This is a genomic window from Finegoldia sp. BIOML-A1 (assembly GCF_009678325.1).
In the GTDB taxonomy this organism is placed as follows: domain Bacteria; phylum Bacillota; class Clostridia; order Tissierellales; family Peptoniphilaceae; genus Finegoldia; species Finegoldia magna.
The window spans coordinates 326,144-342,212 of record NZ_WKZF01000002.1; the positions used below are offsets into that span (position 1 = coordinate 326,144).

Sequence of the window (16,069 nt, forward strand, 5' to 3'; positions counted from 1 at the left end):
CCCTCATACTAAAGACCAAACTATCAATCCTATAATCAATAGAAAAATCAAAAAATCATATTTGCTAAATTTAACCTCAACAAGGCTCGTTCTGCCTTTAACATTATCTAATCCTCTTGTTAATGCTGATGCAGAAAGTTCATCACCTATTTTGACAACAGAAAACAGGAGCGGGATAATTCTGTACTCTAAAAACAATGATGGATTGGCTTTTGTTTTTTTACTATTAAATCGTATCCCCCTCATTCGCATAGCATTTGATATAGCCTTATTTTCTTCCTTTAGAGTAGGTATGAAACGAAATACTACAGAAACAGGAATAATAAACGCATTTGGAATTTTCCACTTTACCATAGCTGCTATAAATTCATTTGGTTTGGTGGAACTAATCGTATAGTATCCCATCATGAAAATAGGAAAAAGCCTTATGACTAATGAGTTGAGCAATACATTAATCATGTTTAATATGGATGGTAATTCATACATATTTTTAGTTTTGCTTGAAATAACAGCCAAAACAAATAAAATTCCATATATGGTTGCAGCTTTGTAATTTTTATTAGATACAAGCAAGAATATAGCGATAGAAACTATCGCTATATCTATACCTATATTGTCATAGACAAAAAACATTATAGTGCTAATGAATACCATAAATAATATTTTTGTTCTCGGATCTAAATAAAAGCCTTTCTTTATTGGGGGAACATAAGTTTTATAAGCCTCCATTAAGCAATTCCAGCTCTTTCAAAATGTTTTTTCAACATTTTCTTGCCTAGATTAGCACCTATCACTGCTCCAACAAACATGATGCCAATTGCAGCAATTCCCATCCATGGTGGCATATATTTCGCTAAATCGGTCGCAAATTGCTCACCCATTTGTTGTTTTACTCCTTCCATATAGGTATCTGCCATAACCCACATTGGCATCTGACAGCCTAACTCAGCACATGAAAACAACCAAAATCCTATTGTATTAACTTTAAAACTTTTATACTTTTTAGTATTCATAACTACATCAGCAATAATTGCCATTGGAATATACACGGCTGGTGCTAACCAAGTGTAACCCATAAAATACCAAAATACTCCTAAAATGATTCCCATTAGAGATACCATTCCAAACTTTTCTACCTTGGTTAGAAATAGCATAAATGGAATACCTGTTAATATTGGGATTAATATAAATATGGTAGGATAAAGTATTGGCACAGCCCCTAGCATTCCTGTTACGAAAAATATGACTAAATAAATAGCTGTATAAATTCCTACGTTAATTAAATCCTTTGCTGTTAATCGATTCTTCATTGAAATCCTCCTTATTTTGTTTAATCTTCCAGCTTTCTGTTTCTTCTCTTGCTTCTATAAATTTCTTATAAGTGCCTTCTTTTCTAATTAAATCTTCATGTTTCCCCACCTCCTCTAATTTTCCGTCTTTAAGAACTATAATCTGATTCGCATTTTTAACAGTCTTTAACCTATGAGCAACCATTATAACCGTTTTGTTTTTTGTTAAACTTTCTATGGCTTCTTGAAGTTTATCCTCATTTTCTGGATCAACATTTGCTGTAGCTTCGTCAAAAATAATAATCGGGGCATTTTTTATCATAGCCCTTGCTATTGATATTCTTTGTCTTTCTCCGCCTGAAAGAGATGTGCCGCCTTCGCCTATGATGGTTTGATAGCCTTCTGGCAAATTCATAATAAAGTCATGGCATTGGGCTTTTTTTTGCCACTTCTATGACTTCTTCCTTCTTAGCTTGTGGTTTGCCAAATTTTATATTATTTTCGATGGTATCTTGGAAAAGATAAACATTTTGGAATACGGTGCTAATTAAATCCATTAAGGATTCAAGCGTGTAGTTTTTAATATTGACATCTCCAATCGATATGCTGCCTTGATCCACGTCCCAAAATCTAGAAATAAGCGAACACATGGTGCTCTTACCAGATCCACTTGGTCCAATAATGGCTGTCATAGCCTTTTCCGGAATATGAACGGAAACCTCCCTTAAAATAGGTATTTTATCATAAGAAAAGCTAACATTATTGAATTCAATATCTGTATGATGAGGCGTAATCTTCTGGCCCTCAATATCCATCTGAGGCATATTTTCTGTTGTTTCTACTTGTTCTATAGAACTTGTTGCAACTCTTAATGTCGCCATGGCGGATCCTGCGGATTGAATACTTGCAAACACCAGGAATGACATGATGATACACATAATTGCTTTCAATAAATCCATGGTGCCATTGATATAAAAATAAAGTGAAAGGACAATCATGGCAACACTGGAAATTCTTAAAACGAGCTCTTGCCCGATGGTATAGGGTGTAAATAATTTCTCCAAGGCTAGATTGGCTGAGCGACTTTCTTCTAGTGCCGAGCGTACGGTTTGGTCCCCTTTTCCTGTTAAATTAAAGGATTTAATGATCGGCATTCCTTGGATATATTCCAAGATCGTTTCTACTAAAAGAGATTGTGCCTCTTGCCTTTTTGGAGCAAGTGTCCTCGACTTTTTTTCCATGACAGAAGTAATATATAGATATAAAACCGTTCCTGCTATAACAATCAGCCCATTTCTCCACTCGAAAAATAAAATCATCAGGGTGAACACAAATGAGTTAATGAAGCCACTCATCATAACAACTAAAACCATAGGAGCTGTATTCTCAACGTCATCTAGAACAGTTGTTAAAACACCAGTCACTTTTCCAATATTATTTTCATTAAAGAATCCCATTGGAACCGTCTTCAGCATTTTTCCTATACTTATTCTTCGATTAGCTACCATAAAATACCCAGCATGCGTTTGATCTAATTGAGCAAAATAGTTGGCAGAAGACCTTCCAACAATACTTACCAACAACATAAGAAAAACCTTCAGTGCTATAAAGGAATTAAAATCTTTTGTCACCAAGGCTTGAAGCACAAAGTAAATGGCTCCTATTTGCAACATATTGAAGATGGCATACACAAATTCAAAAATAACAGACTTGTTTAAATTTATTCGTTCCTTATCTGCAAATGCCCATATCTTTCGAAGTCCACTTAACATCTAAGCCACCTCCTTTCCACCGATATGTGCTTCCCACATGGCTTGATAAAGTTTATTTTCTTTAAGAAGTTCTTCATGATTGCCACTTGCTACAAGTTTGCCATGATCGATGAGATAAATCTGGTCTGCATTGGTTATTGTTGATAACCTATGAGCAATCATAATGATAGTTTTTCCCTGAATAAGCTTATTAATTGCTTTTTGTAAAACTTGCTCATTTTCAGGATCAATATAAGCCGTCGCTTCATCTAATATGATAATTGGAGCATCTTTTATCATGGCTCTAGCAATGGTGATCCTCTGTTTTTCACCGCCTGATAAATGGTTTCCTCCACTCCCTACTTTGGTCTGATATCCATGCTCTAAAGACATAATAAAATCATGGCAACCAGAAGCTTTGGCAATTTCAATCACTTCTTCATCGCTAGCCGAAGGCTTGCCCATTCGAATATTTTCCATGATGGTATCGTTAAAAAGGAAAATATCCTGCGAAACAAAAGCAACTAAATCATAGAGTTGTTCAAGTGGAATATTGAATAAATTAATTCCGCCAATCGATATTTCTCCCTGTTCTACGTCCCAGAAACCAGCAATTAACTTGGCAATGGTTGACTTTCCTGAACCACTTGGCCCAACAAAGGCATTTAAACTTTGCTCTTGAATTACCATATCGATTCCTTTAATAACTTCTTCTCCTGATTCATAGGAGAAATGTAGATTCTTGATAGCAATGTCATGATTTTTTAAATGAACTCTTTCTCTACGATGAACTTGTTCTGTCCCATTTAAGATTTCATCAATTCGTCCGACAGTTGTCCCTGTTTGAGCTAAGGCATCGACAAAGTTAATAGCAGCTAGTAAGGGACCGGCTATACCAAGAGAAAGAATGATGGTCGTAATAAAGGTTGACATCTCTAAACTTCCATTAATAAACATAATCCAACCAACAGGTAATACCGTAATCAAAGTTGTTGGTGAAATGTTCTTGGATAAGGACACCAGCATTTGACATTTTTTCATCCAATGATAATAAAATGAAGCATTAGCTATCACTTTATCGGTGAATTTCCCATAGGATTTTTCGCCTTGATTAAAAGTTTTAATCACTTCAATTCCGCCAACATACTCAACAATTGTTTTATTCATTTCGGTATTGGTCGCAACCGACTTACTATAATCTTCTGCATAACCTTTCATAATTAATGACATAAAAAACATACCTACCGGAATTGAAACGAGTGACAATAAAGCCATTCTCCAATCTAAAATTAATAGATAGATGAAGATGGATACAGGCCCTAAAATATTCGCCGTCATCTCAGGCAATAAGTGAGCCAAAGGTCGTTCCATTTTTTCTACTTGATCAACAATGGTTGTCTTTAAATCACCACTATGGGTATCAATAATCGTACCAAGAGGCATTTTAGGCAGCTTTTCCAAAAGCATGATTCGTACATTTCTTAGAACAGAGAAGGTTGCTTTATGGGACTCTGCCAAGGCCTTGGCGTAAAAAATTGGTTTTAAGCAATAGCCAATCAAGATTAGAAAACACCAAGGTAGGTAGAAGGAAAAATCTTTATTTCCAACAAACAAACCATAAACAATTTTGCTTACGCCAAAATAAGGCAACATACCTAAAAGAACCCCAATAACTGCCAAGAAAATGGAAAGCTTGAGGCCTTTATGTTCTCCTTCTGCCAGCTGCCATAGGCGTTTCATATAATTATTTTTCAATGGAATCTCCTTTCCTTTTTTCTTTCATCTTTAACACCTCCATATTATAGATAACTATATTAGCTAACTTAGTTATCTTTACTTTAAAAATATAAGGGTGTTTAATACCCTTTCCCTTATATTTAAAAACCTCTCAATTTCTCCCATCCATCATAAAAAAATTTCGAAATTATTCTTGTGTTTAACTTTACTTCTTCTTCTGTTTGAGAATGCATTATAATTTCACACAATGCATTAATATAGGCATGGTTTAACAAATGCATTGCATCTTTAGGGACTTCTGATTTTATATTCTTTTTCTTTGAAATAATCTGAAACGCTTTATGTCTGTTTATATCTTCCTTTTCCACAAGAAGCTCTATAAAATTATCATATTTCGTACCATATGATTTAAATATTAAAAGATTAAATAAATCTTTTTTGCTAAACATATATAATGCAGATTCAATTGACCCTTCAATGTTAATTTTTGATAAATCTTCTCCACAATTTTTTTCTATGTTTTGAAAAGATTCCTCTTCAAACTTGCTATAAAAACCCAAAAGTTCGTTTGCCAATGGATCAACTAAACTGATAAATAAATCTTCTTTATCATTAAAATGCCTGTAAAAAGCACCAGTTGTAACCCCAGCATCTTTGCAAATTTTTCTTAAATTAGCTCGTTCATAGCCATCATTTAAAAAATTAACTTTACCACTATCCATAATCTTTTTATGTGTTAAATCATAACCAGTAATTTCTGTCATATCCCACTTCCTTTACTAACGGCTAAATTTATAAGTTTGCGGCATATAGATAACTTAGTTATCATTATATACTCTTATCTTATTTTTGTCAATAGGAACAGTAGAAAATCATACTTAATTATGATATAATTACTAATAATTAAATACAGGCTTAACGCTTATAACTTTAATAGCAAGCACAGTAAGTGAGTACCCACTTACGAAAAATTGATGAAGCAGAACCTTTATGGACTGCTTCTTTTTTTATCAATTTTACCTTGTTAGGGAGAACCCTAAGACCCCAATATTTTATGATAAGGAGATATACCATGGATAATAGAAAAAGAAATAATCAACTAAAAATATATTTAACAGATGAAGAAAAAGAAATCTTTGAAAAGAAAATGAAACTTGCAAACTGCAAAACTATGTCCCATTTTCTTAGAAAATGTGTATTAGAAAAAGAAATTTATGTTGTAGATTTAGAACCATTTAGAAACCTACAATGGCTGCTTTCAAATGTAACAAATAACATAAACCAGATTGCAAAAGCTACTAATACAACTGGTGTTATTTACAAGAATGAAATCGAATCAATGAATAAACAGATAGAAAATTTATCAAAAGAAATATGGCAGATCCATTCCCTACTTCTTAATAAATCAAAAGAAAGTTCTGGTGATTAGTATGGCAATTACAAAAATACATCCTATAAAATCAACTCTAAATTTGGCAATAGATTATATAACTAAGAGTGAAAAAACTGATGAAAAAATCTTAGTCTCTTCATTTAACTGTCATCCATCTACTGCCCATATTCAATTTATGAAAACACGAGAAGACAATGATACTAAAGGTACAGTTTTAGCTAGGCATTTAATCCAATCTTTTCTACCAGGAGAGGTTGATCCTATAAAAGCTCACGAAATTGGAATGGAATTATGTAAGAAAATTTTAAAAGATGATTATGAGTTTGTTCTTGCAACTCATATAGATAGAGGGCATATCCACAACCATGTTATTTTTAATAACGTTAATTACAAGACTGGTAAATGCTACCAATCTAACAAAAAAACTTACCATAAAATCAGGTATCAAAGTGACGAATTATGTAAAGAAAATAAGCTCTCAGTCATTGATGAATATTATGAAGCTTACAAAAGAAAATATAAAACTGCTGGTAAATCTTGGTACGAATATGACCAAAACAAGAAAGGCAATTCTTGGAAATCTAAATTGCAATTTGATATAGATAGAATGATTAATAAGTCTAAATCGTGGGAAGAGTTTTTAGAAAATATGAAGTCTATTGATTATGAAATTAAGTTTGGTAAACACATTGCTTTTCGTCATAAAGAAAAGCAAAGATTTACAAGAGCTAAGACTATCGGAGAAGATTATACCGAAGAAAAAATCAAAGAAAGAATAGATTTAGCAATTAAAAATAAAGCTAATACTATTAAAAAACGTGTAGGAAATGTTATTGATATATCTACTAATGAAAAAGCTCAATCCTCTAAAGGTTATGAAGTTTGGGCAAGAAAACATAATATAAAAACAATGGCTGATTCAATAATTAAACTTAGAGAACAAGGAATTAATTCAATCACTCAACTCGATGATCTAATCAAAAAATCTGCTGATGATAGACAAAACTTATTAGATAAAATAAAGAAAATTGAAACTGAAATGAAGAGTTTATCTCAAGATATGGAAAATATTAATACTATAAATAAGTATCGTGAAATATATAAATACCATAAGAAAAATCCTGATGACAAACAATTTGCAGAAGAATATTATAGCGAACTTTCCGTATATAAAATAGCCGCTAAAGAAATCTTAGAAAACTATAAAAAACTACCCAATACAAAAGAAATACTATCAAGCCTCGATAAATTGCAAGAAAAAAAGAACACCCTTATGCAAGAGTATTCTTTGAATAAAGAACAATTTTATGACCTTGTTCAGTATAGGAAAAACTATGAAAATTATTATGGGAAGGAAGTGGAGAGATAAAAAGCTATAAGCGGATAAACTTATAGCTTTTTTAAAATTATTTACAAATTTTTATTCTAAACTTATTATCTTACTTAAAGAGATCCTACTAGATGACTAGCAAACATTGCTATAGGAAGTAATAAGATAAAAAGGACATTTAATGCCATAAAAAACCTATCTTTTTCCCTTACCCCAAGTATTAAACCTACTAGTCCAATAATTGGACAGACAAGCATGTGAGAATAAGCAATAAATACGCATCTCATAATTTATTATATCATTTTTTATAAAAGAAACCTGCTAACAAAAGTCAAGTATAACCTGATATAAATTTCAGGTTATTTGATTATTTGAGTTATTAAATTAGCGTATAGCAAACAAGCCGAGTGTAATCAATCGGCTTGCTTTTTAGTGTTATTTTAAATCTTATGCTACTTTTAATTCTTTTTTCTCTGCTTTTGATTCCATAACTCTTGCATAGTAGATTCTTAAGAATTTGTTTAAGCCTGCAAATTTGCAAACGTTTTGGCTTTCCCTTCTTTTTCTTTTTTTATCATATACTTATATATTTCATTTTCTGGATTTTTAGCACTCATCATACATTTCATTGCTTGGTAGCCTACTTTTCTTAGTATTGCGTTTCCTCTTTTACTTATTTTTCTTTGATCTGCTTTAAAGTTTCCTGATTCATATGGTGGTGCGTCTATTCCTATAAAGGATATTAGGCTTTTTTTGTTTTTAAATTTTGATAGGTCTCCAAATTCTGCTACTATTTGTACTGCTAATTTTTCTGATATGCCTGAGAATTTTTTTGCTTCTTTATATTCTTCTAAGGGCTCGGATATTTCTATCATTTGTGATAAAATTCTATTTAGAATCTGATTTATTTGTTTTATCAGGTTTATTCCTTCTCTGATATTCGTTTCTAGTTTTGAGTTATGAGAAGGTTGTGTTGAGATACTATCCTCTGCTATTTTGTAAATGGTTTTTGCTTTGTTTGCATTTGGATGGTATCTCTTTTCCTTTGCCCAAGTTTTATATTCTTCTACAAATTCTTCTTATGTTTTTTCTAATACTAGGTCTTTATGCCACCATTTTTCTAGAAAGTCCAATAGTTTGTCTTTTGAAAAGTCTCCTGAATTATGTGGTATTAGTTTTTTTATGCCTGGAAATGTTTGATGTATTGTTTGATCTATGTAGTTCATTTGGTCGATTCTTAGCTCCATGTAATGTTGGTAGCTTCTATTTAATTCTTTTAGGATTCTGTAGTTCACTTCATCTATTTTGTATTCTTCTAATTCTTTCCAATACATTAGTCCATATTCTGCTATTTGTTTTGCATCTATCTTGTCGTTTTTTGCTTTTCTAAAGTTTAATGCTCTACAGAATTGTTTCATTTTTAATGGATTTATTACTGTTACAAAGTAGTCTTTATCTTTTAATTCATAAAGTATTGGGAGATGATATTTTCCTGTTGCTTCCATTGTTATTTTTACTTCTTCTTTTATTTTTTCTAGTTTCTCTAAAAATTTTTCTACTTCTGTTTTTTTAGAGAAACATCAAAGGGTTTCCAGATTATTTTGCTTCCTTGTCCTAATGCACAAACTGTGATTTTTTCTTTTGATATGTCTATTCCTACAGATATCATGTTTTTTCCTCTTTCTTTTTATTTTGTAGTTTCTACCTGCACCATTACACTCTTTTTAGCTTGTGACACGGGCGTTTTGCCCAACCTGCTTAACCGAATATGAATAATGAAAAGGTAGTTGACAGTTTTTGTGGCGGATGTTTCAACCCTAAAACAGCCTCGTCATACTACTTCTTCATTATACAAAAATAGTGCAAGATAGGAATTACTTCCTTTCTTACACTATTTATGGTACTAAAAAACAGCCCACAAAAATCTGTTTAAATCCTCTAATTGAACAAGTTATGATACTAGAACTGTAAACATTACATAGGAAGTAATAAGAGTGTTGGTAATTTAACACTATAAATAACTTGTTTTTTTCTTTCCTCTATTATTCCATGCTATTCTCCTGTAAATATCCCCACATATAGAGCAGTAGACAATACTTGAAAGGGCGTATTTACTGGAATAGATTCTTCTTTTCCCTTTGCCACTTACCATATTAGCTCGTCTATCCATTTCTTCTTAGACTTGCATGAAGATTTCTTTTGGTATGATCGCTTCGTGGCTATTTTCTATATAATATTGAGGTTCTTGATCCTCAATTTATTCTTTAATTATAATTAAGATATTTATCTAAATAGAAAAATGGCTTTTAGGATTTCTTCTAAAACCCCAAAACCATTAATTTTAACACTTTTATAGCCTATTATCTTATTTTCCTTGACATCAATACCACCGTCTCCACATGCCCTGAAGTTCCAAAGTTCCGTAACTTTTTATGATTAATTATACTGAAAGCAATTTGATATAATTCTTGTTTATTCATTTTCTTCTCCAATATTATTTAGCTTAATAATACATTATTCTTTTTTCAAAACACTAAGTTATTCAGTTCACCATCAAGAACTTTTATAGTTTCATTTCTTTCCTTATCCTCTTGATTGTCATATAAAAGTTGTTCAATAAACTCCCATATATCTTCTAGTTTACGTCTAATATGATAGAATAACAAAGCATCCGTATTGATTAAAAAATCTTTGTGTAATTTCAGGTATATGTTCATAAATACATCATAATATGGCTTATCAACAAAAAACATGAGATCAGCTTTTACTGGAGCCAATTTCAAGCCTTCCCAGTCAATTAGAACTAACTGCTCATCCCGTTGCATCAAGTTCCAATTATGAATATCTGTATGGCATAGGGCCATTTTAGGATTACTTCGTCTTAGAATCTCCGACAGTCCTTCAACTCTGTCAATAGATTGTTCAAGGGGTTTTATGTGTGCCCCAAGCAAGCATTTTAAGTCCATGGGAAGACTGGCGCATTCTTTACGCAATACTTGTTTTAGCTGTTTCAGAAATGGCAAGCTAAAATCTTCCCTAATTAGTTGCACATATACCTACTATATCAATAAATTTTGAGTTATCATTGACTATATTAGTTGCTATTATCAGAATAGTCGTCGATAACTATATTTTCGTGCAAATATGCAAATAAGTAAAATGATAGTTATGTTATATCATAATAATTGAAAATAATAGAATGCATTTTTCAATGTAATAAGATTAAGCGTTCTCTTAAAGTTAGAGAACGCTTAATTATTTTTAATTTATTGAAATAATTTGTAACTATTGAAAACAGACAAAAATTGTTCATTGGATAATTTATCAAGATCAGTAACATTCGCATGCTTCAGCACCTGTCTTAATTGATTTTTAGTAAAAAGAACATGATATTCCCTGTTTACCCATTTATAAACGAAAAATCCATACTTTTTGTAGTCCTTCTTTAAAATAAATGGTTTATGCCTTTCAAGTACAATCAATACAGAATCTACATTAGGCTTAGGGTGAAAATATGCTCGTGGCACTTTTTTAAGAATTTTTATATCCATTTCCACCATTAACAGCAAACCTAAAGCTCGTTGGGTATTTTGCAACCTTTTAGCAAATCCCCTCTCTACAATAAGGTAGCTATATTTCGCTTGACTATCAAAAGCAATCTTTTTTACAATATCAGTACTAATATTGTAGGGAATATTACCAAATATTTTATAGTCTGTATTTTTAGGAAAGCTAAACTTCAAAATATCCTCATGAATAACTTTTATATTCTGAAAAGGTTCAACTGCTTTTTTCGTGGCATGACATAAACCTTCATCAATCTCTATAGCATTCACCCGTTGACTCATTTCCACAAGTTCCTTGGTAAAATGTCCTTTTCCTGACCCAATTTCTATTATTTTATCTTGTTTATTGATATTCGTATATTTTAATATTTTCTTTACATGCTTTTTAGATGTAATGAAATTTTGCGTATTTTTCGGGTTTTTCTGTTTCATTATAACCTTCTCCTTGCCGGTTATAATGAACTAATCTTAAGAGCTCATTATAACCAATTATTTTTGGTTTGGTTGATAATGAAATCTCTCAATAACAAATATAGAAAACATACCCATACCTTTACCTCCTTTAATTTTTTTCATTATAAATGAGATAAAGTAATATCTACTACTGCAATACATGTACACATATTTAACTCCTCCTTATGCAACTGATTATATCACTTTTAATTTCTCTATTCAATAAAGTTCTGTGCTAATCTACCTCACCCTATGGATTTTTAATCCCGAAACATCAAATGTCATCTGTCAAATGCCCTATTTAAAAGGGTCAAAAAACGGTATTTTTTAGCCTGTTTTTGACCCAATTTTCGTACTCAAACCACTACATGTTGTGGTTGACTCCTATTATTCCTTGTCCAAACCACAATACGTCATCAGAATTGCTGCTTCAACGTGGGACGAGTTGATAGAATTGATGTATTTATGATTTTTAGCGAAACTGTTGTATATGGGAACATATCGACTAATTTGTACGTTCGTGGGAACATAACGACTAGCTTTCTAATGGTCGCCAAAAGAATCGAAATATAATTCTAGTTTAGAATACTTCTATCCTTATCAAATATATGAAACTGTAATAATAAAATTTAATTGCTTTCATCGACTAATGTTAAAACCTACAACACAAGAATTTAAATCATTAGATTACACTATTTACTATTCAATCAATTTAAGCTCCTTCATTCATATCCCTTCTACTATACCCCAAGAAACCTATTACTATTAAAGCAATGCTAATTATAGTAACTGTAAGAAAAACTGATGCTTCAAAATCATCCATTGGCATTTGAGGCATCCAACTTTGTATAGCAGTATTTAAAAACCATTCCGGGAGGTCTATTAAGCCGCTAAAATAATTTAATAAAAAAGAGAATGTAAGATAAATATACACTATTTTACCTAGTTTCGGTGCCCATCCAAGAGCTAACGCTGCCAGACCTATAAAGAATAAAACAGTAGGGAAAAGGTTAAAGCCAGCAGCAAAAAAGTCAACTATATCCATCTCTCCGCTATTCCCCATCGCAGAGATAGCAGTACCTCCAAGACTACCTGCTGCTAATAAAACTCCTAATAATCCGCTTAATATCGATAACCCTATACTAGTCCAATATAATTGACTGCGGGTTACTTTTGTTGCATAAATCTGACTTAAGTGTAATCGTCTTTCTTCAGAAAAGAGTTTATTTACAATCGCAATTGGTAGAATGGAAACTAAACCAATCAAAACCATCATAACTGTGCCTGTGAATGATTCTTCAATAGAAAATCCTGTATGAGAAAACATTTGTTTCATCATTTCATTACTTTCTAGGAATGTCTGCATATCTCCATAAATCGAACCATAGGCAGCACCCATAACAACATATGCGATTAACCAACTAATAATGACACCTTTATTAATATTTATAAATAATCCTCGGACGGACAGCAAAGACTGCTTTGCACTTTCACGCCCTTCTCTTTGCGGTAAATATCCAGCCCCCATATCGCGGCCACCTTCAAGTGAAAAAGCTATGAACACCACTATTATACTGAAAATTAAAGCAAAAATAAGTGGAAACCAATTATTATCTGTAAAAGGAAAAGTTAAATATGTCCAGCCCAAAGGATTCATCATAGATAAGTCAACATTGGAGACATCTGTTCCAGCACGAACAATGTATAGTAAGCCTACAATTCCTAATGATGATCCTGTTGCAGCCGATGACGTGGGCATAATTTGTGCCATTATTAGAGCAATCCCAGCACCAATAATCCCTGCCATTCCAATTGATGCCCCGTATAACACGGAACCAAAAATAGAAATAGTATCGGCACCGAAACTTATCATTACTACTGCAATAAAAAGTGCTAGTATACCATTGATAAAGACTATCTCTGCTATTGCTGCAAGAGAATTTGCCTGACGACCTATTTGAAAGGAACGCAGTAGCTCAGTAAGGCCAAGATCTTCTTCTTTACGAGTATGACCTATCACGTGTAAAATAGACATTATCATCGCAAACAAACCACAAAACAACAACATTTCATGTGCATACATTGCTCCTAAGGTATAATCAGCTCCTGTTTCAACTGGGGTCGGCCCTACCATAGATATCATTGCAGGGTTTTGCAAAGTTTCGAACATGCCGACTAAACCTTGCCCTTTTGCTATTTCTTTGAAAGCTGGAACAAATCCAGCCGAAAACATGCCAAGTCCCAATACCCATATAATAATTTTTTTCCAATCTCGTTTTAAATACTGTAAAAACAATATGTTCCAACGAGCAAATTTTTCTTTCATAATAATTTTTCCACCTTCCCACGGTTTAGCTTTCATAATGACGCATAAACAAATCTTCAAGTGTTGGCGGTATAGATTCAAACCTTGTGACACCTAATTTGCTAGCTTCAATTAAAATACTATTGAGATATTGATTATCGAAAGAGAATGTTGCTTGGCTATCATTTTGAACAAAATCATGTACTCCATCTACAAAAGCCATTTTTGATACATCTCCACTTGTCACTAAAGTGACAGTAGACCTAGTTAAATGTCGTAATTCATCAAGGGTTCCAGTTTCAACAATTTCACCTTGGCGTATAATTACAACCTTATCTGCTAATCGTTCTACCTCACTTAAAATATGGGAGGACAATAAAATAGCTTTACCAGATGCTTTAATTTTTTCAACTTCTTCTTGGAAAACTTGTTCCATTAGAGGATCAAGACCAGATGTTGGTTCATCAAAAATATATAAATCAGAATCAACAGATAATGCTGCAATCAATCCAACTTTTTGACGATTTCCTTTTGAATATCCTTTGGCTTTTTTCTTAGGGTCTAATTCAAAACGTTTAATTAAATAATCGCGCTTTTCTTTATCTCCACTACCATGTAATTTAATGAAGAGATCGATAATTTCTCCTCCCTTTAAAGATCCCCAAAGGGCAACATCTCCAGGGACATAAGAAATTCGCTTATGAATTTCAAGGCTATCCTTCCAAACATCCTTACCGAATATCTCGGCAATACCAGCATCACGTTTTATAATTCCTAATAGGGCACGAATAGTTGTAGATTTCCCAGCACCATTAGGACCAATAAACCCTACCACTTCCCCCGATTTTATCGTGAACGAAACGTCACGCAATGCTTGAAATTTACCAAACTTTTTTTGTAATCCTTGTACTTTTACTATATCGGTCATAATATAGACACACTCCTTTAAAATTTTTTTAGATAAAAATCTAAAGCTATTATATTTTCATTTCAATACACCTTTAATTTAGTTTTATTTATAAAAGCTGTATTTCAGTAATTCGGCATAAACGTTCCACTCTTCTAGATATTTCTCTCCAAATCTACCAATATCATCAAAGGTAAACAATTCCTTTAGTCCTTTCTCTCCTACACCAAACATCGTCCAATTCAAAATCTCAATTGCTTTTTCAATATCAACTCCTTCCCTGAATTTAGAGTAATCAATGTCTTTATATAATTTATTTATGGCTTGATTATAGATTGGATTGAGCCTTTGTTTAATGATATCCTTTACTTCTACAGACTCCTCTTGTTTAGTTGATGCCAAGAATTCAAATGCCTGTGGGTACTTTTGTTGAACATAGAACTTTTGTAAAGCAACTCTTTCGATTCTTTTAAATAAATCAGTTTCAGACAAATCAATTTCTTCATTTAGATTCACGATTGCTTTACTACTATACTCAATCAAGTACAAGTAAAGATCCTTTTTACTGTTAAAATAGTTAAACAGCGAGCCTTTTGAAATATTAGCTCTTTTTACAATTTCGTTAGTAGATGCTTTTTCAAAACCATTTCGAACAAATTCTTTTATAGCTGCGTTAATAATTTGCTTTTGTTTTTCTGGTTTTAAGTTATTAAATTTTGAATAAATGATCAAAACCACCTTTCTTTATAAACCGATGACCCAACTGGTCATTTAGAGTATATCAAAATTGACCGATCCAGTCAATATGAAATGAAGCAATTAAAAATAACATATACTTAAAAATAATATTCATTTACATCCATCTACATAATATGATAAAAATAAAAATTCACCTTTGTTAGATAGGTATTTTTTAAGCTTTAGCATTGCTCTTTACGTAAATTCATCTCAAAGCCTGATTATGTTTCATTTGATAAGATAGGATGTGAGATTCCTTAAACTCTTATCATCTAGAATTGATAAGGAATCAATAATTTTAACAATGAATTTGAACTTTGAAAGATGGGAGTAGGTTTTTAAAGATTCTATGCTTACTGGGGCTATCGTTGATAGACTTGCTCATAGGGCCCATATTATGGATATGTCTAGGGAGAAAAGTTATCGGATGGAAGATACAGTAGAGTGGTCAAAAAATATATGAAATATATTTAAAACGCCTTTCCCCTATTACGTCATTATACAACCTATATACATATAAAAAAATAATCATCCCCCGGCGTAGCCGGGGGTTTTTCTCATGCGACCCAAAGGGCCTGTATTACCAGCCACGCCTCAATG

13 protein-coding genes and 2 pseudogenes are annotated in these 16,069 nt (G+C 32.3%); 2 read left to right on the top strand and 13 right to left on the bottom strand.

What is annotated here, in order from left to right:
• Nucleotides 1-3 precede the first annotated feature (3 nt).
• The 5 genes and pseudogenes from GKG00_RS03875 to GKG00_RS03895 form a co-directional block, all read right to left on the bottom strand.
• Entirely contained in the window at nucleotides 4-729 is a 726-nt protein-coding gene (locus GKG00_RS03875; RefSeq protein ID WP_034439174.1) for an energy-coupling factor transporter transmembrane component T, read from the bottom strand.
• Nucleotides 729-1,310, bottom strand: a complete 582-nt coding sequence (locus tag GKG00_RS03880) for an MptD family putative ECF transporter S component (protein ID WP_004835163.1) — start codon at nucleotides 1,308-1,310, stop codon at nucleotides 729-731. The genes GKG00_RS03875 and GKG00_RS03880 overlap by 1 nt, the downstream gene beginning before the upstream one ends.
• Nucleotides 1,276-3,061, bottom strand: a pseudogene (locus GKG00_RS03885) (ABC transporter ATP-binding protein). The gene GKG00_RS03880 and the pseudogene GKG00_RS03885 overlap by 35 nt, the downstream one beginning before the upstream one ends.
• Nucleotides 3,062-4,780 carry an ABC transporter ATP-binding protein gene (locus GKG00_RS03890; RefSeq protein ID WP_172976488.1) on the bottom strand — a complete coding sequence of 573 codons (1,719 nt, stop codon included), beginning with the start codon at nucleotides 4,778-4,780 and terminating at the stop codon, nucleotides 3,062-3,064.
• Between the two features lie 137 nt (nucleotides 4,781-4,917).
• A complete protein-coding gene (locus GKG00_RS03895; protein WP_002839244.1) occupies nucleotides 4,918-5,541 on the bottom strand; it encodes a TetR/AcrR family transcriptional regulator in 624 nt (207 codons plus the stop codon).
• Between the two features lie 308 nt (nucleotides 5,542-5,849).
• On the opposite strand from GKG00_RS03895, the gene mobC reads away from it, so the two are divergent.
• Nucleotides 5,850-6,206 carry a plasmid mobilization relaxosome protein MobC gene (mobC, locus tag GKG00_RS03900; protein WP_002839242.1) on the top strand — a complete coding sequence of 119 codons (357 nt, stop codon included), beginning with the start codon at nucleotides 5,850-5,852 and terminating at the stop codon, nucleotides 6,204-6,206.
• Between the two features lies 1 nt (nucleotide 6,207).
• Nucleotides 6,208-7,539, top strand: a complete 1,332-nt coding sequence (locus GKG00_RS03905; protein ID WP_154254365.1) for a relaxase/mobilization nuclease domain-containing protein — start codon at nucleotides 6,208-6,210, stop codon at nucleotides 7,537-7,539.
• A 482-nt stretch (nucleotides 7,540-8,021) separates the two neighbouring features.
• Here GKG00_RS03905 and GKG00_RS08945 read toward each other — a convergent pair whose 3' ends face one another.
• From GKG00_RS08945 to GKG00_RS03945, 8 genes and pseudogenes are all read right to left on the bottom strand, one after another.
• Entirely contained in the window at nucleotides 8,022-8,375 is a 354-nt protein-coding gene (locus GKG00_RS08945) for a transposase (protein ID WP_001895960.1), read from the bottom strand.
• A 204-nt stretch (nucleotides 8,376-8,579) separates the two neighbouring features.
• On the bottom strand, nucleotides 8,580-9,029 hold the full coding sequence (locus GKG00_RS08950; RefSeq protein WP_202944114.1) for a transposase: 450 nt from the start codon (nucleotides 9,027-9,029) through the stop codon (nucleotides 8,580-8,582).
• Nucleotides 9,030-9,526: 497 nt separating this feature from the next.
• Nucleotides 9,527-9,742: pseudogene (locus GKG00_RS08960) on the bottom strand (recombinase family protein); the annotation flags it as partial.
• Between the two features lie 283 nt (nucleotides 9,743-10,025).
• Complete coding sequence (locus GKG00_RS03920) at nucleotides 10,026-10,550, bottom strand: phosphotransferase (protein WP_001176020.1); 525 nt, start codon at nucleotides 10,548-10,550, stop codon at nucleotides 10,026-10,028.
• Between the two features lie 216 nt (nucleotides 10,551-10,766).
• Nucleotides 10,767-11,498 (bottom strand): 23S rRNA (adenine(2058)-N(6))-methyltransferase Erm(A), encoded by a 732-nt coding sequence (gene erm(A), locus GKG00_RS03925; RefSeq protein ID WP_154254367.1) that lies wholly within the window; start codon nucleotides 11,496-11,498, stop codon nucleotides 10,767-10,769.
• 733 nt (nucleotides 11,499-12,231) lie between these two features.
• Nucleotides 12,232-13,845, bottom strand: a complete 1,614-nt coding sequence (locus GKG00_RS03935; protein WP_025194366.1) for a tetronasin resistance protein — start codon at nucleotides 13,843-13,845, stop codon at nucleotides 12,232-12,234.
• Between the two features lie 25 nt (nucleotides 13,846-13,870).
• Complete coding sequence (locus tag GKG00_RS03940) at nucleotides 13,871-14,752, bottom strand: ABC transporter ATP-binding protein (protein WP_154254369.1); 882 nt, start codon at nucleotides 14,750-14,752, stop codon at nucleotides 13,871-13,873.
• Nucleotides 14,753-14,836: 84 nt separating this feature from the next.
• The gene (locus tag GKG00_RS03945) at nucleotides 14,837-15,463 is read right to left on the bottom strand and encodes a TetR/AcrR family transcriptional regulator (RefSeq protein WP_000587963.1); all 627 of its coding nucleotides are present in this window, start codon (nucleotides 15,461-15,463) and stop codon (nucleotides 14,837-14,839) included.
• Nucleotides 15,464-16,069: the final 606 nt, after the last annotated feature.